The organism is Methylosarcina fibrata AML-C10 (assembly GCF_000372865.1).
In the GTDB taxonomy this organism is placed as follows: Bacteria; Pseudomonadota; Gammaproteobacteria; order Methylococcales; family Methylomonadaceae; genus Methylosarcina; species Methylosarcina fibrata.
This window is the reverse complement of record NZ_KB889965.1, coordinates 4,147,542-4,170,021: the sequence shown is the minus strand read 5'-3', so window position 1 is coordinate 4,170,021 and position 22,480 is coordinate 4,147,542. Positions and strand designations below refer to the sequence as shown.

Genomic DNA, 22,480 nt, shown 5'->3' with positions numbered 1-22,480 from the left:
CGCACGCACTTTGACTGATTAGGGGTCAAAATTAGCTGCCCGTTTTATTCAAACAAGGATTCAAATCGTTCGACCGGCAGCGGTTCGCTGAATAGATAACCTTGATAAATCGGGCAGTCGAGCTGCTCCAGAAAAGCCCGCTGGGATTCGGTCTCGACGCCTTCGGCAATGACCTGCATGCCCAGATTTTTGGACATGCCGATAATCGTCTGGACGATGACGGCATCGGCCTCTTTTTCATCAATGTTATGAATGAACGATTTATCGATCTTGAGCTGATCGAGAGGAAGCTGGGTCAGATAGGACAATGATGAGTGGCCGGTTCCGAAGTCGTCCATCGAAAAGAACACTCCGGCTTCGCGAAGCGTGTTCATTTTACGGATACAATCGCCGATATCGTCAAGCAGCAGACTTTCGGTCAGTTCGAGTTTGAGCCTGTCGGGATTGATCCCGGTACGCCCGAGAATCCGGCAAACCTGGTCTACAAAGTCTGCCTGACGGAACTGGCGGGCACTGACGTTAACGGCAACTTGTAAATGGGAATACAGGGCATTGCCTTCCCAGGCTTTGATCTGGGCGCAAGCCGTCTCCAGAATCCAGAGCCCCATGGGTATGATTAAACCGGTTTCTTCGGCGACCGGAATAAAATCGCCCGGCGGCACTAACCCTTGCTGCGGATGTTGCCAGCGAATCAACGCTTCGGCGCCGAGAATCCGATTATCGTGGCAAACCTGCGGCTGATAGTAAAGCTTGAATTGAATCTCCGACAAGGCAAGGCGCAAGTCGGCCTCCATTCGGACGCGTGCGTTGATACGAGCCTGCATTTGCACATCAAAAAAATGCATGGCGTTACGTCCCGATGTCTTGGCTTGATACATGGCGATATCGGCTTGTTTCAGCAATTCGTCGACGGCCTGCTCGTGCCCGTTGAACAAGGTGGCGCCGATACTGGACGAACTGTAATATTCCTGCTGGGCCAGCGAATAAGGCCGGGTCAGGCTATCCAGAATCTTGCCGCCGATCGCTTCCGTCCGGGCGGCCGCTTCAAAAGCGTGTTCGCTCAGATCTTCCAGCATCACCACGAACTCGTCGCCGCCCAGACGGGCGACCGTATCGCCTTCGCGCACACAGGCTTCCAGCCGCTGAGCCACTTGCTGCAACAGGGCATCGCCCATGTCATGGCCGAGAGTGTCGTTCAGCGTCTTGAAATTATCCAGATCAATGAACAGCAATGCGCCCTTTCTTCCGCTGCGACTGCTGGACGCCAGTGCCGAAATCAAACGGTCCCGAAGAAGCTGCCGGTTGGGCAGGCCGGTCAGGCTGTCGTATAAGGCCAGACGTTCAATTTTGTCCGCCGCCGCCTTCTGCTGAGTAATATCGGTCAGGGTAGCGACATAATTGGTTACGAGGCCGCCGGAATCTTTAACAGCGGTGATCGTCAGATGCTGCGGATAAATTTCTCCCTGCTTGCGGCGATTCCAGATTTCGCCTTGCCAGGCTCCCGTTTGCCGCAGACTCGTCCACATCGCAGCATAAAAACCGGAATTCTGGCGGCCGGATTTAAGCAGAGTCGGCTTTTTGCCGATGGCTTCTTCCGCAGTATACCCGGTGATGGCCGTGAAGGCCCTATTCACCCGGAGAATGACGCTATCCGCATCGGTGATGAATATGCCTTCCTGGGATTCAAAGGCTGTCGCAGCGATGCGAAGATCGTTCTCGGCCTGCTTGCGTTCGGTGACGTTCCGCATGGAGACGAGTACGCCTTTGATTTCCGGATTGTCCAGGAAGTTTATCCCGGTGCTTTCGACGTCAATCCACTGCCCTTCCTTATGGCCCACCCGGTACTGGACCGTATGCGGCTGGCCCGGATGCTCCAGCGTATAACGATGGGCTGCATCGACGATAGCCATGTCCTCGGGATGAATCACCCAAGCGCTTGGCCGGCCGATTAATTCTCCCTGCGGAAAGCCCAGTAAACGTTCGACATTGGGCGAGACGTAGAGCACATTCAAACCGGAACCGATCAGCCAGATGGTATCGGAGATATTATCCAGATAAGCCCGCATTTTCTCTTCGTTTTGCCGGAGACTTTCTTCGATCATTTTGCGCTCGGTAATATCCTGAACAGTCCCGTGCATTTTCGCGGGCCGCTCCCGAGCGTCGAATTCCAGTTTGCCCAGGCCATGGACCCAACGTAAGACGCGGTCTTCAGGGCGGAGAATTCGATATTCCTTGTCGAAACTCCTGCCCTGCTCCAGAATATCGTTTCTAAAATAATGTTCCATCTTCTCAAGATCCTCGGGATGAATCAGCCCAAACCATTCTGCCATGGAATGTTCACAGGCTTCGTCAATGCCGAAGATCTTGTCCAACACCGGCGAGCTTTTCCAGATACCGGTGGCAATATCCAGAATGTAACTGCCCAAACCCGCAATCGTTTGCGCTTCCCTGAGCAAGGTTTCGCTTTCGCGCAAGGCTTCTTCCGCCTGGATACGCTCGGTAACATCCTGCACAATGCCCCGCATGATGGTGAGCCGGCCATCCGGTCCTTCTTCCGCCTGCCCTGCCGAACGCATCCAGCGGATGCCTTTCGAGGTTGCAATACGGTATTCCAAATCAAGTTTGACGCCCAAAGTAAGATGGGATTGCACGGTTTCGACGACCCGGTAGCGGTCTTCCGGATGGATCGCATCCAGAAAGTCTTCCCAGGTCGGCTCTTTCAGATCGGGAAAGCCGAGCAAAGAGCTGCAACTGTCCGACCATTTTTCCTTGTGGGTGAGCAGATCCGCTTCCCAGGTACCGATGCCGCCATTGATCTGGCACAGCCGCAAGTGGTTTTCGCTGTTTCTGAGATGGACCTCTTTCTGCCTGATGTCGTTGACGTAGGCCGCCACGACGATGCCTATCAGCGACAGGATAACCATGTAAATCCAGTAATTATGATATCCGGACAGCATGTTCTCATCGGCAAAATAGCCGACTTTCAGGCAAGCTCCCAACAGTGCCTGGATGGCAACCATGTTCAGGGCGAAGGTGGTCGCTTGCATGCCCAACCGGATGGCAATCCAGGTTATGAACAAGAACATGATGAAAGCTTTGGGCGCAAAAACAAGATTCTCGTTGAACCAGCCGAGAAAAACGACTTGTCCGGCCATGAACGTCATGCCGATCAGCAACGATTCTTCCAACAGTCTCTTGAGGTTGAGTCGATCCGGTTTTTTCCTTTGCCACGCTATAATGAATGGTACGGCCAACACAATTCCCAACGTATCACCCATCCACCAAAGCGAGGCATATTCCCAAAAATGGGCGGAACTGATCAGTCCTGCGATTTGTAATGAAAAAATGCCGGTAGCGGCACCGAACATGCTGGCAACGCCGCCCCCCAGAAGAATCAGCCGGAGGTAATCCGGCAAGGTGACCAGTGAAGGTGAAAATTTCCTATTGCAATTAAGAAGCCCAAAACCGACCAAAGCTTCCACAAGACTGGCCAGACTGCTGCTTATCGCTCCCGGCACCGAGTCTTTAATCAAAACGTTGGAAATCAGAACACCCAGTAATACTCCCCATAAATAACGTCTGCCTCCGAGCAGCAAAGCCGCCAAGGACAATCCGTTTCCCCAGCCGATGACATCAGCGATTCCGCCGTACCCGAAACGGTCATGACCGAGGTAGCCGAAAAACACATAAAGCGAAACAATGCCCGATTGTTTAAGCAGATCGATAACGTGGCCCGGCATTTTCAATTTATTGGCTATCAATGCGTCGTTTGCGCTCATGTGAAGTAAGGACGCCCATAGAGTATGGCCGTTCCAAAATGACAACGGCGAACGTTCACACCATTATCCGGCAATAAATAGCTGTCACGTATCCGCCTTCAAACAATCAAGAAAAGATGACTGAGATTTTTTATATTTATCATTTCAAATTATTAAACATTCAAAAAACCGGGCGCAGTTTTATCTCTCAAGATTAGCCGGCCTTGCCATAAACGGTAAGTTTTTATCGGTTCGCTTCAGGTTTTCCGGAGCCGTGCAAGGTAGATCCGAACGGCTGAAAGGACTTTTCGACCGGAACCGCTCCGTTCGCAAGACAAGTTGGAATATGGCCCTGTTCGATCTCTAAAACCGAATCTTTCCAGGCGGCATGATTATAAATCCATTCTTTTAAAATAGCGGAAGTCACAGGTATCCGATGCCGAACGGCGTCAGAATTTACCGGCGGCCTTGTTGTTAAAGTTCCGAAAAAAATCTAGTATTTATGGGCGTAAACAAGCCGACGCTGACAATGATGAATTTTAAATAACTTAACATACGGCTGCTTTACCCGGCAATCGGCAACTTGTATTCCGCCGGTTGACGGCAGCGCCCGCTGCCCGGAGACTGATTGATGACCTGGCTTCCCAATTTTTTAACACTTTCACGCATCCTGCTTTTGCTGCCGGTCATGGGCATGTTGGCAGAGGCGGAGAATACGATTACCTTTCAGTTGGCTTTCGGCCTGTTTTTGATTGCGGCCTTGACCGATCTGGTGGACGGCTGGGCGGCCAGGCGCTGGCACTGCGTCAGCAACGTCGGCGCTTTTCTCGATCCTCTGGCTGACAAAATCATGTCGAACGTCCTTCTGGTATTTCTGGCCTGCCGCTATCCGGCCTGGATTTCACTATGGATGGTGCTGCTTTTGCTGGCGCGCGAATTCGCCGTACAAGGCTTCCGCAGCATGGCGCCCTGTCTGGGAGTCGTGATACGGACCGAGCTGTTGAGCAAGCTCAAGACCCTGTTTCAACTGGTCGCCGCCGGTGCGGTCCTGGCCGGCCTGGGCTGGAAAAACCTTGAGAGCATTGCCGCCCCGGTCGCTTTGGTCAGCCTGATCCTGGCTTTGGCTTCGGGCTATATTTCGATGGCGATGATTTTTATCCGCAATGCCGATCTCTGGTCGCGCCGTCCGTTGGACATGGAGCCGAGATAAAAAGGACGGCCGCCGAACGCGGCCCCGCCTTCTGCCCGACTCCTCCCGATTTTCTACCAAAGATACGGATGCAGTCCGTTATACCAGACGTCCGCTATCATCCAGGCGCCGGCATCGTAAGCGTGAGTATGATCGATATACTTGAAACACCCTGTCTCGGGAGCGGCATCCGTTTCGTTCCGGTCGGCGCTTAGCACTTCGTATTTATCGTCGATCACGCTCAAAGGAATCGACCAGGAGGTACTGGTCATGCCGGATTCGTAACAGGCTGCGCTCTTGTTCCACATACTCTGCGGGTCCAGGGGCGAAAGCACGCGGATTCTCGAATCGAGCGCAGGATCGGCCGATAGTTCAAGCAGTCCCTTGTGCTCCCAGTAAACGCCGGGATTGTAGAACTGCACGAACGGCCGGGACGGCGTCGGGGTTCGCTGATTGTGGGGATGCGGCACTTCGTTCGGAAACTGCGACGACTTTTTGAACCGCTCGACCGGTTTCTGGGAAAACACGACAAAATCAAAACCATACGACGAAGAGATCAACTCGGTCGCAAAGCTTTTCAGCCAGCCGGCGTAGACCTTGGCCGGATTGTCGCCCGGATCGTTAGTCGAGCCTCCGTCGCAATCCCAGTCGACCTTATCGGTGCCGACCAGGCCCGAGCTCGACGGACACTGCCAAGGCGACAAGCTGGCGTTGGTCAAATTATCCTTATCGAACACGTCGGCATCGGTGATGTCGCCGTCGAGATTGTAATCGTCCACCACCCAGCTCGGGCTGGTGGTATCCATAAACAGCGCAATCTTGACGTCCATCTTGTCGAGACAAGTTCTGAACGAGGCGTTTAACAGCGAGGTTTTGGCCCCTCCCGCGCCTTTGACCGCCGAGCCCGAGTAATAGCTGCAATCGCTGACGTTGGTCAGGGCGGTGTCAAGCGTGCTGCATTCGGGACCGGAGGTATTGTCGGTCGCACATTCGTTGGCCCCGGCCGGCGCCGTGCCGTTATTGAAGGCCTTTTCGAAATTCAGCCGCCGGCAGCTCCAGCGGTCGGTACTGCCCGCCGGCGTGCACCATTGCTTGTTTTCGGTGCCGGCCTTAACCCGTTGATAATTGACGTCGTTTTGAGCGAATTTCAATTTGGTCCAGAATAGGCCGCCGTCGCCCGGAAAGATGGCCCTGAGCACGACATAATGCCGATTGTCCGCGGTATTGGCGTTAAGCGCGGCCGCCAGCTTGTCGGGAAAATTGCCCTGATCGGCGGTACTGTGACCGAAGATGACCAGCGCAACATTGGTGGTATGGCCGGGGCTGCCGGTCGTTACCGGGATCTGCCAGGAGCCCGGCGCCGTCTGGCCCGGAATCGTGCAGACATTCGCCGTAGAGCAGGTCTCGGGACTGGTGCATTCGCCGCAGGAACTTACCGTCCGGGCAGTGCCGCAGTTATCCGTTCCCGTTACCTCGCCGCAGCTCTTGGCCAGCCTTGCACAGAACTCGGCATCGGTTTCGGGCGTGCAGGGAGCGCCCGTGTCCACGTCGAGATCGACTTCCTTGAGCTGGGCGGATTGAGTCGACGCCGTTCGCGTCCAGGACAGCCGGGTGCGCAAGTCGGCGCCGCTCGTCAGCGTCAACCCGGTGAAGGTCTCGCTGTAGTCGAACGCCGTCGTGCCTTCGGTGACGGTCCTCGCCAGACTCGTGCCCAGCGTCGTGCTGCCGTTCAACAGGGTCACCGTAACCGAAACATTGCTTCTGGAAGAGGTGCCCGCCAGAAAACGGTAATGGACGGTGACTTGCCCGTTGTTGAGTATGCCGACGTCCGGATAACCGAAAGTCACGTTCGCCCGGGTCGCTCGGGACGCGGTATCGACCCAGGTGTTGTCGGTGTCGTCGCTCACCGCACCCCAGTAGGTGGTAGGCCGGGGCGAACCGTTCAACGACACGTTCGATTTAGAAATATCCCGGCTGGGCTCGTAACTGACCAGCGCGGCCGCATTCACCGGCTCGGCGCTCAACGCATTGGCCGAGACGGCGAATTCGTCACCGGCCATCCCGGCGCTCGAAACGGCTTGCGCGGCGTTGACACCCGTCACGCTGGAAACGTCCAGGCCGGTGGTCTGAACAAAGATCTGCCGGCAGCATCCCGATTCGTCCGGCAGCCCGGCATAAGCGCTGAAGGCCAGCCGGCTGCCGTCGGCACTCGGAGCCGGAGAGGCGATGCCGGTCAGCTCGCGGCGGTTTCCGGAAGACCGGCTCAACCATTGAAGAACGCCGCGTTGCCGGTCGTAGACGTGAATATCGGGCAAATCGTCGGTATCGCCGTCGCCCAGGTTGTCGGCGAAACTTTTGAAAACCACGTAGCGGCCGTCGGCGCTGAGCACCGGCTCGACCGAATCGCCGTTCCAGGGCACGCCGCCGGTGCCGGCCCGGCCGATCCGTTCCTCGGTCCCGGTTTGCAGATCGTATACGAAGACGTCGGCGAACGACTCGGCCTCGCCGCTGCCGGGATCGGAGGCGATGGCGCTGTAGGCCAGATAACGTCCGTCGGCGCTGAGCGACGGTCCCGACAATTTCCGCTCTTCCCCGCTTTCGTCGGCGCCAAGACGCACGATCGATCGGAGGGAACCGCTCGGCCGGTCGTAGACGTAGAGCCCGGGACCGCTGTCGTCACGGCCGCTGCCAAGATTGGAAGCCTTCGAAAAAAACGCCACCTTGCCGCCGTCGGCGCTGAGCACCGGATGCCTGGAATCGCCATTGCCTTTGACGCTGCCGGCTCCGGCCCGGCTGATCAGTTCCAGGGTGCCGCTCCGGCGGTCGAAGAGATGAATGTCGGACACGGTATCGTCGTCGCCGTCGCCGAGGTTCGAGGCGCGAGTGGCGAAGGCGATAAAGCGGCCGTCGGCGCTGAGGGCCGGCTCGGTGGAATCTCCGTTGCCCTTTGCGCCTTGCTCGCTCCGCTCGCTTCGCTCGCCGGCGCGGCTGATCAGCGTCAGCGAGTCTCCGGCTCGGTCGTACAGATAAATGTCGGCCCGGGAATCGGTGTCGGCGCTGTCCAGATTGGAAGCCCGGGAAACAAAGGCAATCAAGCGTCCATCCAGGCTGAGGGCCGGCGCAAAGGAATCGTGATTGGCCTTGCTGCCCGAGGCACCGGCACGGCTGAGCAATTGCAGAGAACGGTTATCCCCGTCGTACAGGTAGACGTCGGAATGAGCATCGCCGTCGCCGGCATTGAGATTGGACGCCCGGGATTGGAACACCAGGTAGCGGCCATCGCCGCTCCAGCGAGAAGCGCCGGTTCCGGAAAGATCGCTGTCGCGGTCACCGTCCCGGCCATCGGCATCGGCACTGATCCGGACGGGCTCCGGGGCAAGGGGTTCCGGTCCGACCGCGCTGCCCGCGATACCGGAAATAAGAAGGCACAGCAAGGCGCTCTGCCAGGGATAGTGCCGTTTCATGGGCCAACTCCTGTGATTGATGGTCAACTCCCCGGATCCAGGGGCTTGCCCGGCGGCAAGCGGCCAGTCTTGAAAAAGCGGCCGATGGGCATCGGCCCAAGGCCGCATTTCGAGGTCCGGACGGGGTAGAAAAGGTCTGCGCCTTCGTCAGGCACGATCTTATGAAAAGCTCGGCCATTTCTAACACTTTTTGAACGGTAATTCAACACTCTGAGCGTTATTGGCGGAACTCGCCCCACACCACAAACATCCGTCATTCCCGAAACTTTCGGCATATTAATATAAAGTCACTCGGTCCAGTTTCGGTTCCATCGTTTCACCATCCTTGAAACATCTGCTGATACCCGAGAAATAATTCGAACCCCGGCTGCTCACGCGCCAGTGCAAAATGGGCGCCGATAGCCACCGCCGCAGCGGCATCGAGCGGGAAAAACACGCCGCCCTCCCACTGCCAGACCGGGCTGGCTCTGCGATCTTCCTGTTGCTCCAGAATGATGGCAGTGCGCAACAGGGCAGATCCGCCGGCCGGCACCGGCAGGAAGTCCAGCGGATAATCCGCGCCGAGCCCCAGCCGGTAAATGAAATCGCGTCCGTCTGCGCCCTGGAAAGCGTTTTTGCCGATTTCGGCATTGAAACTGATTTCCGCCTTCCGGATCCGCTTCGTCAAAATGACCATCGCATGCACGCCCCAGCGATTCGCATCCGACCCTGTCGGCAGGTCCGTGCCGAACATCAGAGCGGCGGCCGGAAGCCGGCGGCCTTCCGAAGCGAAATTATACAGGGCTTGCACATTGACGTTGCCGGAGTCTTCCGCTTCGCGGTTCGCGAATGCGAGCGAAGTGCCGACCGCGATGAAGCCCTGCGGGATAATTCCCCAGAGCAGTTGCGGTTCGAGCCGATAAAGGCTGTCCGCCCCTTCGATGTCTTCACTGCGGAACACCGTCTCGACTTGCAGTGTGCGTTCTGCCGGCGGAAACGCATTGCGCATGGAAGTCGCCATGCCGGCATTCATCATCGTCCGTTCGGCGGCAACGGCGTTCGGCAGCGCTGCCCATACCAGCGCGCTGAGCGCAAACGAGATCACGGAGCAATTTCCGGCTTTTAACCGCCTTTCGTTCATACCCGTGACCATAAGCGTACGCCATCACCGCTTTCATCATTCCGCGCCCGCCTGGCTGCTGTTCGAAGGAGGGTTTACGGCCGGTTCACGCGCGATTCACTCGCGCTCAGGGCGTCCAGGCGTTTTTCCAGTTCCAGTAATTTACGATAAGAGCGAATGTTGATTTCGTAATCCAGTTCGGCGCGCTTTTCCGAATATTCGTACTGATAATTCTGGCTGATCAGCAGAAAGCCGGTGACCAGAATCGCCTCGATCGCCAGGATAAAGCTGAGCAGGTCGTATGGATAGTCGTCGAATCCGGCAAGCGGTCCGATCCACCCCTGATTAAGCATGATCCAGAGCGTAAACCAGGCCACGTGAAAAATGATGAAATGAGGCTTGCTGACGAACAGCGCGACGCGGTCGGCCAGGCGTTCCAGCCAGTTTTTCTGCGCCCCGATTTCTTCCAGTACGTAGCGGAATTCGCCGAGTGCCTTATGGCAGGACGGATTGCCGCAAAATACCGCATCCAGCGGATTTTCACCGCCGCAGGCCGGACAGAGCAGTGCCGATTCCGGTGCGTTCGCCCCGGCGGTGACGGGCAAAGATTCGACGCCTATTTCTTGAGCAGGATTCAGGGTGGTGTTCATGGTATTCTCCCGAGCGTGTATCGAATGATCATCTGCGCCGCGATGATAACGGCAGCGGAAAATGCAGCGTTGACCGTTGTCGTGATGCAGCTTGCAACGGTTGTGCCAATTCCCATTAAAAACTAAAAATTATTTATAAACCGAAAGTTATCTACTTTCGACTGACGCCGGTCGGACATGGCAAAAAATCCATGGCCTCGAATAACCACGGCAGCCACTAATAATTGCGGATTGTCATTGCTTATGGAAGATTAAGATAATGGCGATTCCTCTCTTCGTTCACCCGTTCTCTGATCGTTTCCGCTATTTTCCGGACACTCGTCATGGCTCTCCATTCATTTGTCGTCATCATTATCGACGCCGACGGTCGAAAGCTCTATCAGCAAGCGAACAAACTCCATGACCTTCTCGTTGAAAACGTCGTTGTGATCGGTGATGATTTCGCCGTCGACCCGGATGTTCAGATAAGGGTTTTGCGGATTGGTCTTGTTCAGATGCGTCAGTACGGTTTCGCCGAACCGGGTGGAGCCGCCCGGCGTTTGCGTGCTCCAGATGTTTTTCATGTTGTCGTAAGTCGCGGCGCGCAGATTCTTTCCGTCATCCAGAGGCGTCAAGGTATGGCTGACCAACGGCAGATAATGGCCTACCGTATGCCGGTCGGCTTCGCCTTCGTCCAGTTCCAGCGTATGTTTGCAATCGGTGCGGACAATATCGTCATGCGTCTCGAACACGGTCGAAAAGATGCGTCCCAGAGGAAACAGGGTGCCGGTGGCGCCGTCGGCTTCCGAAGTCAGAATCGCCAGGCGCGGCACCTGTTCCGGGAAGTAGCTGCAGCGCGCCTGGGACAAATCGTAGAAAGGCACGTAACGCAGCGCTTCGAAGGCCGGATTCAGCAGGACGATCAGATCGCCGAAACCCTTGGCGGTATCGGTGTAGCTTTTGCCTTTCCGGCTATCGACGAAGCGGCTCGCCAAGAGTTGCGAAGTCGCGCTGTAGACCACCGCGCCGCCGAAGCTGTGGCCGATCACGACCAGACGGCTACGGATCGGCGGCAGCAGCGAATTGCGCACGTTGGCGATTTCTTCCAGTTTGACCAGGAGTTCGGTGATGCCGAGATAGCCGACGTCCTGAGCGGTGTTTTTACGATCCCAGAAGGTCAGATAATTGAACGGCGGCAGATCGATCGATTCGCCGCGCCAGCCGACGTAAATGCCGGCAATCTTGCGGGCTGGACGTCCCAGTTTTTTGCTGAGTCGGGTTTCGATCGCGCTGAGTTTGGCCAGGTTATCCTTGAAACTCTCGATGTTTGGATCGCCCGGCCGGGCATTGTGATGCCAGCCGTGCACGAGCACGGTCATCAAAAGGCTTTCTTCGGCGGCTTTCCGGTACAGCATGTCCAGTAAAGCCTGCATCTGCCTGCGGTCGCGCATCTGGCCCTGATCGTCGATTTCGACGAAACCCAGCGTGTATTCATCCTCGGCGCCTTTGTTGTATACGTGCAGGGAGTTTCGGTCGCAGGCATCGGTGGGAGAAACGGTGCAAGTCTGATAAACACTTCGGTAGATCTCATCCGATGCGCAGCCGGCCGCCAATAGGACGATTACCGAGAGTAGAGCCCATCCGGGAAATTGGGTTTTCGTTTTCATGCTGATCTCCGTGAAAAAAGAAAAAAGCCGGAATGCCGTTGAATTTAATGATAAACATTTTCTTTATCAGGGCAATACCATGGAAAAAAAATCCGATCGGCTCCTTTCTTCAAAAGAAGAGAGTTTTTCCGTTTGTTCGAAGCTTCCTTAAGACGGACTCGTCCGTTGTTTCTCCGTGATCGGCAGCCTCCGTTTTCAGCGAAAAGCCATGAGTGCTTTATATTTCTCTCTGGAAAAAATGCCTTGTTTCGTGCAGAATCTTGGAAAAAGATCCGATGGGTCTGTCCCCTATGCCTGGGGCAAGCGGATTGTTCTGAATAATTTCCGGCTTCCATAGCTTTTTTGATATCGGATAGGGCTGACGTCGGCGTCAAGACAATCGATCGGCAACATCTCGGACCGGCTGCTGAAAAATACCTCAACCGACACAAGCTGAAACTGTTAAATTCAAATCACGCTTAGAGAGCCATCGACCGTCATTTCACAGGGCAAGCCTGATTATTTTTTCTTCCGCTTTCGGTGAAACTAAGCCACCGCTGTTTAGTCTCTGTCAGTGATAGCGGAACATGCGCTCGATTAAGAGATTGACGCCCCGGCTACTCGGTAAACAATGCTCCTGCCCGTTATTTTCATCAATAACAAATTTCCGGAGCATTCAATGATTTACAGTAGCGGGAACAATCTCCATAATGGCCGGAAACCGTAGCGGTTCAGGATTTTTCGGGAATCGGGACATTCCGCGTAAATGCATGGTCTATGCTAATAAAGAGATGTAACCAAATCATGGTGGGGTTGTAATGAGTATATTTGAGCACTATAGATCGAAATTCGACGAACTGAAGGAAGAGGAGCTGACGCTTCAGGAATACCTGGACTTATGCAGAAAAGATCCTCTTGCCTATGCGAGTCCGGCCGAGCGTATGCTTCATGCGATAGGCGAGCCGGAATTGTTGGATACGCACAATGACCCCCGGCTCAGCAGACTGTTCTTGAACAAGGTCATTAAAATTTATCCTGCATTTCGCGAATTTTACGGAATGGAGGACGTTATCGAACAAATCGTCTCCTTTTTCAAACACGCCGCCCAGGGTCTGGAAGAAAAAAAGCAGATTCTTTATCTGCTGGGTCCGGTCGGCGGCGGCAAATCGTCGCTGGCGGAAAAATTGAAGTCGCTGATGGAAAAGACGCCTTTTTACGCGATCAAGGATTCCCCCGTGTTCGAATCTCCGCTGGGTTTGTTCAATGTCTACGAAGACGGCGACATTCTGGAGAAGGATTACGGGATACCCAAGCGGTATCTGAACACCATCATGTCGCCTTGGGCGACCAAGCGCCTTTACGAATACAACGGCGACATCCGGCAATTCAAGGTAGTCAAGCTGCGGCCGTCGATATTGAAGCAGATTGCCGTTACCAAAACGGAACCGGGCGACGAAAACAATCAGGACATTTCCTCGCTGGTCGGCAAGGTGGACATTCGCAAACTGGAAAAATATTCGCAGGACGATCCGGACGCGTACAGCTATTCCGGCGGCCTGTGCCGGGCCAACCAGGGCTTGCTCGAATTCGTGGAAATGTTCAAGGCGCCCATTAAAGTACTGCATCCCTTGCTGACCGCCACGCAGGAAGGCAACTACAAAGGCACCGAGGGATTTCCGGCGATTCCGTTTCAAGGAGTTATTCTCGCGCACTCCAACGAATCGGAATGGCAGGCGTTCAAAAACAATAAAAACAACGAAGCCTTTCTCGACCGGATTTACATCGTTAAAGTGCCTTACTGCCTGAGGGTGTCCGAAGAGATCAAAATTTACAAAAAACTGCTGGAGAACAGCTCCCTCTATGCGGCGCCTTGCGCTCCGGGCACGTTGAAAATGATGGCGCAATTTGCGGTGTTGTCGCGTTTGAAAGAACCGGAAAATTCCAACATCTTTTCCAAGATGAGGATCTATAACGGGGAAAATCTGAAAGACACCGACCCTCATGCCAAGTCGTTTCAGGAATACCGGGACTATGCCGGCGTCGACGAAGGCATGACCGGCTTGTCGACCCGTTTTGCCTTCAAGATTCTGTCCAAGGTCTTCAACTTCGACAACACCGAAGTGGCGGCCAATCCGGTGCATCTGTTGTACGTGCTGGAGCAGCAGATCGAACGCGAGCAATTTTCCGCCGACGTCGAGGAAAAATATTTGTCGTATCTGAAAGGCTATTTAACCCAGCGTTACATCGATTTCATCGGCAAGGAAATCCAGACCGCCTATCTGCAATCCTATTCCGAATACGGACAGAACATCTTCGACCGCTACGTCACTTATGCCGACTACTGGATCCAGGATACCAATTACCGCGATCCGGATACCGGCGAAATGTTCGACCGGGGCGCGCTGAACGACGAGCTGGAAAAGATCGAAAAGCCGGCCGGCATTAGTAATCCCAAGGATTTCCGCAACGAGATCGTCAATTTTGTGCTGCGCGCCCGCGCAAAACACGAAGGCAAGAATCCGGCCTGGACCAGCTATGAAAAGCTGCGGGTCGTGATCGAAAAGAAAATGTTTTCCACGACGGAAGATTTATTGCCCGTGATTTCCTTTAACGCCAAAGCGTCTCCCGACGATCAGAAAAAGCACGAGGAATTCATCGACCGCATGGTGGAAAAAGGCTATACCGAAAAACAGGTGCGTTTACTCAGCGAATGGTATCTGAGAGTACGCAAATCCTCTTAACCCCGGGTGAATAATGTGGTACAAATCGTAGACCGACGTCTGAACGGGAAAAACAAAAGCGCCGTCAATCGGCGGAAATTCATCCACCGTTTTCGCTCGCAAATTAAAAAAGCGGTGGCGGAAGCGGTCAACAAGCGCAGCGTCACGGATCTGGATAAAGGCGAAAAAATCTCCATTCCGGCCAAAGACACTTCCGAACCTTTTTTTCATCATGGCCAAGGGGGATTCCGGGAGCGCGTTCATCCCGGCAACAAAGAATTCCAACAGGGCGATAAAATCGCCAAGCCTCAGGGAGGAGGCTCCGCGCAAGGCAATCAGGCCTCGGACAGCGGCGAAGGTCAGGATGAATTTGTCTTCGAATTGACGCGCGAAGAGTTTCTCAACTTCTTCTTCGAGGATCTTGAGCTGCCCAATCTGGTGAAGACCCAACTCGCGGCAATCAATGAAACCAAAAAAATCCGGGCCGGACATACCAGCGACGGCATTCCGACCAACATCAACGTCATCCGGTCGCTGAGAAACGCGTTGGGGCGAAGGATCGCCCTGCGCGCGCCCTACAGCGAAAGTTTGATCGCAGCCGAAAAACAACTGGAGGAACTGCTCAAAATCTATAAGGAAACGGATATCCCCGTCATCCTGCTGCGTAAGGAAATCGAAGAGCTCAAGAAAAAAATCGCCCATATCCCGTTTATCGATACCTTCGATCTGAGATACGATAACCGTATCGACCGGCCCAAGTCGATTACTCAGGCCGTCATGTTTTGCATCATGGACGTCTCCGGATCGATGGGAGCCGATAAAAAAGACATCGCCAAACGCTTTTTCATGCTGCTGTATCTTTTTCTTACCAAGACTTACGAAAGAATCCAGGTTGTTTTCATCTCCCACCATACCGAGGCCCGCGAAGTGGATGAGGAAACCTTCTTTTATTCCAGGGAAACCGGAGGCACGGTCGTTTCCAGCGCGCTCAATCTAATGAGCGACGTCATTCAGCAACGCTTTCCGACCTCGGAATGGAACATTTACGCCGCTCAGGCTTCGGACGGAGATAACTGGGAGAACGATTCGAAACAGTGCACTCACATCCTGTCCGAAAAAATCATGCCTTACGTGCAATATTATGCTTATATCGAAATTACCGAAGGCCGGCATCAGATCCTCTGGTACGAATACACCTCGCTCAAGGAGCAATGGAGTAATTTCGCCATGCAAGGGATTGAAACAGTAAAAGACATTTATCCGGTATTCCGCAAACTATTCGAGAAAAAATCCGCATGACCAACAAACCTCTATCAGAAACCTCCGAATGGACTTTTGAGCTGATAGAAAAATACCATAAGGAAATCGCCCGCATCGCCGGAAATTTCGGCCTGGACACGTATCCCGTGCAGCTCGAAATCATCACGGCCGAACAAATGATGGATGCCTATGCCGCGGTCGGCATGCCGATCGTTTACAGCCACTGGTCGTTTGGCAAGGAATTCGTCATGAACGAAGCCCGCTATAAGAAGGGACAAATGGGCCTGGCCTACGAAATCGTGATCAACTCGAATCCGTGCATCGCCTATCTAATGGAAGAAAACAGCATGACGATGCAGGCCCTGGTCATCGCCCATGCCGCTTACGGGCATAATTCGTTTTTCAAAAACAATTATTTATTCACTACCTGGACCAGCGCGGACTCCATTATCGATTATCTGGTGTTTGCCAAAAACTACATCGCGCAATGCGAAGAGCGCTATGGAGAGCAGCAGGTCGAGGAAATTCTCGATTCCTGCCATGCCTTGAGAAACTACGGCGTGGACCGATACAAACGCCCTTCCCGCTTGTCGCTTCAGGACGAGGAAGCCCGGCAGAAGGCGCGCGAAGAATACATGCAATCCCAGGTCAACGAATTATGGCGGACGATTCCGGCGAAAGCCGTCGCCCCGAGCGACAAGAAAGACTTTCAGTTTCCGAAGGAGCCGCAGGAAAACATTCTGTATTTCCTGGAAAAAAACGCGCCTTTCCTCGAGCCCTGGCAACGGGAAATCGTCCGGATCGTGCGGAAAATTGCCCAGTATTTTTATCCGCAGCGGCAAACGCAGGTGATGAACGAAGGCTGGGCCACTTTCTGGCATTACACGCTGCTGAACCAGTTGTATGCGGAAGGTCTGGTCACGGACGGCTTCATGATCGAATTCCTGCAGTCGCACACGAACGTCGTCTATCAACCGCCGTTCCATAGCAAACATTATTCCGGCATCAACCCTTACGCTCTCGGTTTCGCGATGATGTCCGACATTCGCCGCATCTGCGAAGATCCGACCGAGGAAGACCGGCGCTGGTTTCCGGACATCGCCGGCAGCGACTGGAATAAAACCCTGCATTTCGCGATGCAGAATTTCAAGGACGAAAGCTTCATCGGCCAGTACCTGTCGCCCAAAGTCATCCGTGACTTCAAACTGTTCTCGATTTTCGACGATTACGAGAAAAGCGACGTCGAAGTTACTTCCATCCACAACGACAACGGCTATCAATACATCCGGAACATTCTATCCGAGCAGTACAATCTGGGCAGCAACGAACCCAACATCCAGATTTACGACGTCGATCTGAAAGGAGACCGGACGCTGACCTTGCGGCACACGCAACATCACCGCATGCCGCTGGATAAAAGCATCAATGAAGTGTTGAAGCACGTCGTCAGGCTTTGGGGCTTCGACGTGTGCCTTGAAACGGTCAACGAGAACAACTCGGTTGTTCAAGTCTATGAGTGCAGGCATTAGGAGCCCGGTAAAAGATGTAAGGAAAGCCTCTGTGCCCGGGATCCATTCTGTTTCCGCACCGCCATTCCTCGTTAATCGCAGTTTTGATAATGGGCCGCCTTGCATTCTCGCGCCAATGCCTGCGCTTCGATGATTTGCTCGGGCATCATCTGTTGAGCCAGATAATCCCGATTGCTTTTAGCCACGTTTAAATTCTGCGCCGCAGCCAGGTTGTACCACATATGCGCACGCACATAGCTCTGATTGACGCCCAGCCCCTGTTCATACAGTTGCCCAAGATGATATTGGGCCACGGCATTGCCACGGCTTGCGCTGAGGCGATACCATTTGAGCGCTGCCTGATAATCCTGGGAGACGCCTTCGCCTTGCTGATACATCTGGCCAAGATTGTCTTGAGCCGCCGAATTGCCCTTCTCGGCCAGGGGGCGGAACATCTGGGCGGCCTGTTCGAATTGTCCCTTTTCATATAATGTCATCGCTTCTTCGAAAGTACCCGCTTTTACCGTATGACAGTAAAGCGTCAGAAGCGGAACAAGATAGAATAATCCTCTTTTCATAATGGACTCCTTTATAATTGTTTTTATTACCTGCCGGATCATTCCTGATGGATTGAAACAGTTACAGCCCTACGGGCACAAACTGCCTGGCCGAAAAGCCGTAGCTCATTCAAAATACCGCGCGTATAAAACATACACCTTATCCTGCAAAAAAACCACTCTGCAACGCGGCAAGCCGGCCGAGCCTGGTCCGGGACGAATGGAAGACCTTCTTCAAAACCAGAGCAGGCCATGAGCATAAGACCAAATTCCGCCGATCGGGTTTACTCGGCGGAATTTTTCCCTGACAGGGGATCATAAAAAACCGGCTTTCGTTGCGGAAAGCCTGTCGAGAGCATCCCTCCGGAACTTGAAATTCCGACGGCCCTCCGGACGAACCCGGCGTCGGTCTCCGGCGGCGGATTTCGTCATGCCGCCAGAGGCTGGCCCTGGACGTCGAAATAATGGATCGCGCCCAACAGCGGCGTCCTGGGATTCAAGGATATTTTGACCGACATCTTGTCGAGCATCGGGAAAAACCGCCCTTTTGCTTTAAAAGCCTCGATAAAGGCGCCCTGACGCATCGCCGGCAGGATCTTTTCGGCAATGCCGCCGCCGATGAAAACGCCGCCGAGGGCCAGAGATTTCAACGCCAGATTGCCCGTTTCGGCGCCGTAGAGTTCGGTGAACAGCCTGACCGCTTCGGCGCATACCGGATCTTCGCCATGGACGCCGAGCCTGGAAATGACGGCGTTGCGATCGATTTCGCCGCTGCCGGCTCCGGACGGCACGGCGGGGCAAGGCGCCGTCCCCTGCCGAGCGCAAAGAAAGTCGTACAAATGGCCGAACCCGTCACCCGAAATGATGCGCTCGCAACTGACGTGGTCCGGAAAGATCGTTCTGAGATAGGCCAGCAACTGGTCCTGTTGAGGCGTCAGCGGCGCGAAATCGCAATGCCCGCCTTCCGTCGCGATCGGATGATGGCGTCCGCCGTCCCAGTACAGTATGGCTTCGCCCAAACCGGTGCCGGCGGCAATCACGGCCTTGTTGCCGGGCTGGCTCTGCGCATTGGGGTTCAGTTCAAGCAGATCCTTTTCCGGCAAATAGAGCATTCCGGCCGCCATCGCTTCCAGATCGTTGAGCAATTTTACCCTGGGAATCGCAAGCGTCTGCCGGAGCTCGGCCGCATCCAGCACCCAGGGCAGATTGGTGGTATGGCAGCGCTGGTTGACGACCGGCCCCGCGACGCCGAAACAGGCGAAATCGACCGGAAGCCCGGCCGGCAAAAACGCCGCGAGAATGTCGTAAAAGTTGAGAAAATCCCGGCTTACGAAAGACTGCTCCCGATGGGAAATCCAGGTTCCGTCCGTTTCCCTGGTCAACAGCGCCAGCACCGTTTTGGTTCCACCTATGTCACCTGCTAGAATCATACTCAACCTCTCTTTTCCTCGTGTTGCTGTTGTTTAATAAATGAACCAGGGCATCCTGGATGCCGTTGGCGACCCGATGCGGCGGCAATTGATAGAAAGCCTGCCACGCAATCGAGATCTGCTCTTCATAATGATCATTATACTCGGGATGCGATTCCAGCCAGCAAATCCGGACCGCATGCCCGATGATCACGTCGATGACCAGAGTATCATCGATATGGACCGTATTGTCCCGAAAAAGCGAGGCGATCGCTCCGATCGCCTCCACCGTCAACTGGCGATAGACCGGAGCCTGAATTTTATTGAGTAAATGGTTGACGTGCAATTTGAAGGATCGTTCCCCCGACGTCATGTGCGACAGGATCGTATCGCTGTCCAGGCGCCGTTTGCTGTTCAGCTTGTCGCCGATCATCAGCCCTTTGCAGTGATGCAGAATTTTCCAGACGCTGGCGAAGAAAGCGTCGTTTTCCCGGCCGACGCTGCCCTGCTGTTCGCGCCAGTCGTACCAGTCCGCCGTTTCGCCGGGCATGGCGGCATCCAGGGCCTTGGAAAAACGCGCGCCGTCGAGGTCCTGAAATTCTCCTTCGTACTGCATCGTTTCCATCTGTCCCAACTGATGCTTCGTATGGCTGTAATTGGCCAGCGTTTCCTCGACTCTTTTCGACAGTTGGTACGGCGACAGAAACAGGATGTCGTTAAAGGCCTGGTCCATCGTGCAACCCGTCTCGCGCTGTTGCCGGGCCAGCATCAACTGAAGTATTTGCCCCACTCGGACCGTGTGCATGTCGTCGAACAATTCCGGCTTGGCCTTGATCAGCATGCCCAGATACAGGATCAACTCCTGAACGATGATGATTTCGTTGGGATTGTTATTGTTGAAGGCGCGGATGATCTGCAGAATTTCCGAGGAATCGGTCGGACGCGTCAAGGTGGCCCGGCCGCTGTAGGCGCGCCCGACCGTCAACAGATGCTGGCGCACCAGAATGTCGGTCGCCGCCTGCTCCAGGTTGATGTCGTATTTGCCGAGCAGACCGGCGCAACGCCGGACCGGATACCAGGCATGCTGATCCCCGGCCCGCCGATACACTTCTTCCAGCAGGTCGCGCACGGTGCAGTGTCCGCCGTCCGGCGCCGGCAAATCGATGCCGTGGTCGAGACCGTGCCGATGCTCCAGTTGACTCAAAGCTTCCAGTTGCACGTAGAGATTGGCATTGACTTTCAGTTGCTCAATCAGCACCTGATCGTCGCTGATTTCCCACTCGCTCGACAACAGGGTGTCCAGCGGGGCGGACGGCGCGGCATCGTAAGGCAGGGCCTGAAAGAAAGGCCGCTCCGTCTCTTCACGGGAGACTTTCGAGAATTCGAAGTCGTGCAGGTAGTCGATCTTTTCGTGGCTGGAGCTGCCGGTAAACTCGCTCAAATTGCCCAGACGAACGGGAATGCGGTTGACCGTGCCTTGCTGTAACTCTCGGATGAATTCGATCAGCACGTCCCGATTGTCCGCCTGCAACATGTTCTGTTTGATGCCGATGACGATCAGAGGATGGCCCGCCCGGTCCCAGTGCCGATGGATGTAGGCCAGTTCCAGCCGCAGGCGCTGAATCAGCAAGCGGTTGTCCATGGCCAGATAAAAGCCTTTCTGGTTGAGGGACTGCGGGAAGAACGCCAGTTGCCGGCCGGACAGGATGTACAGCTTGGAAGTCGCCAGCGTGCGCAGCATGCGAAGCGGCCGTCCGGTCAAGCCGATACGGTCGTTGCGGCCGACCTGGGTATAGGCATCGGCCAGCTCGTCCGCTTCCCTGATCTGGATGGCCGGAATTTCCGCCAGCGTTTGCGCTTGAATGCCGCACTCGAGCAAGTCCTTCTGCACCGCCTCGTCCTGGGCTAAAAGCGCCATCTGCAGGCGGCTGCAAGGCTTCCGGACCGCCTTGTGCCGGCCCAGAGGATCGACGTCTTCGATCGTCAGCAGACCGTCCTGAATCAGACAACCCAGCAGGAACAGACTCTGCGCCCAGACCAGCGGGATATTCTCGTTCGGAACGCGAAGCTGGCTGTGCGGCCGGGCTTTTTCCGCCGCGACGGCGTCCTTCGGGACAAGATACAGTTCGGGCAGCAGGAATTGTCCGTCCCGTTCGACCAGCAGGCTTTCCAGTTTGCCGCGGTAGTTCGCCGCCGCTTCCAGGTTTCCGGCAAACAGATGATTCAACAGTAAATAGCAGAAGAACAGCGGCCATTCGCATTCGACGTCCATGAACTGTTTCAATTCGTGGGGATCGTAATACAGGCGATGATGGTCTTCGATGACGGTCTGATGGCCGTCCAGCAAGAATCGCTTGCAGCCGTAGCGGCCTTCCAGCTTTTCCAGAATCAGCGCTTCGGTTTTACTGCGGACGGCCTCGTTATCGACGGCAAAAGCCGGAAAACCGGTAATGCTCAGCACGGCCGAGTCGACTTCCTTGGACGTCGACTCCCGCGGCAGCAGCGACTCCAGCGTAATCCGGGAGCGGGCGACGTCGTCGCTGATCACGTGGATCACGGACGCCTGGCCGCCGTCCCGGCCGAACAGATTGAATTCCGACAAGGCTTCGAGAGCTGCCTTGGCCATGCCGATGGAGCTCGCGTTGAGTTCGGCGATGCCGTGGTTGATTTTATTGCCGCGCTCCCAGATGCCGTAATCGGGCGTGCGATAAGTCCGACTGACGTAATGGACCAGGTTCTGCACAAAATTGACTTCGTCCAGGGTGAACACGATGCGCAAACCGGAAGCCGTCATTTGCGCCAGCATCAGCAAAAACAGGGAGGTCGCGTCCAATTGCAGATGCCCCCATTCGTGATCCCCGACCACGGCGAAACCGGTCTTGGTGTCGTATTTGGCGTGAAGCGCGTCCATCGGATTCTGGGTATGCTTGAATCTTTCCACTTTCGGCGCCTGGCGCATCATCGCGGTCAGCAATCCGCGCATCAATTTGACGACGCTTTGTTCGAGCAGATACGCCCGGCCGCTTCCGCCGCCCGCGCGCCGGTAAGCCAGGGACAATCCCCAGGCGGCCAGAATGCTGTAGACGTTATCCCGGACCCAGGCGTCGGTGTAATTGCCGTGCACGGTCACCGCCGTGCTCGCGGGCAACAGGCCGGTCACCCAGTCCTGGCGGCTCAGAATAATGTCCTGTACCTGGCGAAAATAAGCGTCTAATTTATCGTTGGGAGTCGAGTTCATGGC

At 55.1% G+C, this 22,480-nt stretch carries 12 protein-coding genes; 4 read left to right on the top strand and 8 right to left on the bottom strand.

Annotated elements, in window-relative coordinates; translation table 11 throughout:
* Nucleotides 1-44 precede the first annotated feature (44 nt).
* Complete coding sequence (locus A3OW_RS26630; protein ID WP_020565155.1) at nt 45-3,779, bottom strand: bifunctional diguanylate cyclase/phosphodiesterase; 3,735 nt, start codon at nt 3,777-3,779, stop codon at nt 45-47.
* Nucleotides 3,780-4,389: 610 nt separating this feature from the next.
* Between A3OW_RS26630 and pgsA the strand changes: the two genes are divergently transcribed.
* Nucleotides 4,390-4,968 carry a CDP-diacylglycerol--glycerol-3-phosphate 3-phosphatidyltransferase gene (gene pgsA / locus A3OW_RS0119560; protein ID WP_020565153.1) on the top strand — a complete coding sequence of 193 codons (579 nt, stop codon included), beginning with the start codon at nt 4,390-4,392 and terminating at the stop codon, nt 4,966-4,968.
* 53 nt (nt 4,969-5,021) lie between these two features.
* Here pgsA and A3OW_RS0119555 read toward each other — a convergent pair whose 3' ends face one another.
* From A3OW_RS0119555 to A3OW_RS25485, 4 genes are all read right to left on the bottom strand, one after another.
* A complete protein-coding gene (locus A3OW_RS0119555) occupies nt 5,022-8,411 on the bottom strand; it encodes a TolB family protein (protein ID WP_198291340.1) in 3,390 nt (1,129 codons plus the stop codon).
* A gap of 316 nt (nt 8,412-8,727) precedes the next feature.
* Nucleotides 8,728-9,495: a hypothetical protein gene (locus tag A3OW_RS0119550; RefSeq protein ID WP_157385940.1), complete on the bottom strand. Its 768-nt coding sequence runs from the start codon at nt 9,493-9,495 to the stop codon at nt 8,728-8,730.
* 110 nt (nt 9,496-9,605) lie between these two features.
* Nucleotides 9,606-10,160: a DUF1003 domain-containing protein gene (locus A3OW_RS26625; RefSeq protein WP_020565150.1), complete on the bottom strand. Its 555-nt coding sequence runs from the start codon at nt 10,158-10,160 to the stop codon at nt 9,606-9,608.
* A gap of 335 nt (nt 10,161-10,495) precedes the next feature.
* A complete protein-coding gene (locus A3OW_RS25485; protein ID WP_020565149.1) occupies nt 10,496-11,806 on the bottom strand; it encodes a hypothetical protein in 1,311 nt (436 codons plus the stop codon).
* A 797-nt stretch (nt 11,807-12,603) separates the two neighbouring features.
* On the opposite strand from A3OW_RS25485, the gene A3OW_RS0119530 reads away from it, so the two are divergent.
* The 3 genes from A3OW_RS0119530 to A3OW_RS0119520 are packed head-to-tail and all read left to right on the top strand — an operon-like array spanning nt 12,604 to nt 17,294.
* The gene (locus A3OW_RS0119530; RefSeq protein WP_020565147.1) at nt 12,604-14,526 is read left to right on the top strand and encodes a PrkA family serine protein kinase; all 1,923 of its coding nucleotides are present in this window, start codon (nt 12,604-12,606) and stop codon (nt 14,524-14,526) included.
* A 15-nt stretch (nt 14,527-14,541) separates the two neighbouring features.
* Nucleotides 14,542-15,804, top strand: a complete 1,263-nt coding sequence (locus A3OW_RS0119525; protein ID WP_020565146.1) for a YeaH/YhbH family protein — start codon at nt 14,542-14,544, stop codon at nt 15,802-15,804.
* On the top strand, nt 15,801-17,294 hold the full coding sequence (locus tag A3OW_RS0119520; RefSeq protein ID WP_020565145.1) for a SpoVR family protein: 1,494 nt from the start codon (nt 15,801-15,803) through the stop codon (nt 17,292-17,294). The genes A3OW_RS0119525 and A3OW_RS0119520 overlap by 4 nt, the downstream gene beginning before the upstream one ends.
* Nucleotides 17,295-17,365: 71 nt before the next feature.
* Here A3OW_RS0119520 and A3OW_RS25480 read toward each other — a convergent pair whose 3' ends face one another.
* From A3OW_RS25480 to A3OW_RS0119505, 3 genes are all read right to left on the bottom strand, one after another.
* On the bottom strand, nt 17,366-17,851 hold the full coding sequence (locus tag A3OW_RS25480; protein WP_020565144.1) for a tetratricopeptide repeat protein: 486 nt from the start codon (nt 17,849-17,851) through the stop codon (nt 17,366-17,368).
* A gap of 407 nt (nt 17,852-18,258) precedes the next feature.
* Nucleotides 18,259-19,260: a glucokinase gene (gene glk / locus A3OW_RS0119510; protein WP_026223745.1), complete on the bottom strand. Its 1,002-nt coding sequence runs from the start codon at nt 19,258-19,260 to the stop codon at nt 18,259-18,261.
* Nucleotides 19,244-22,477, bottom strand: coding sequence for a glycoside hydrolase family 15 protein (locus A3OW_RS0119505; RefSeq protein ID WP_033411805.1), 3,234 nt, complete (start codon nt 22,475-22,477; stop codon nt 19,244-19,246). Before A3OW_RS0119505 ends, glk begins: the two co-directional genes overlap by 17 nt.
* Nucleotides 22,478-22,480 lie beyond the last annotated feature (3 nt).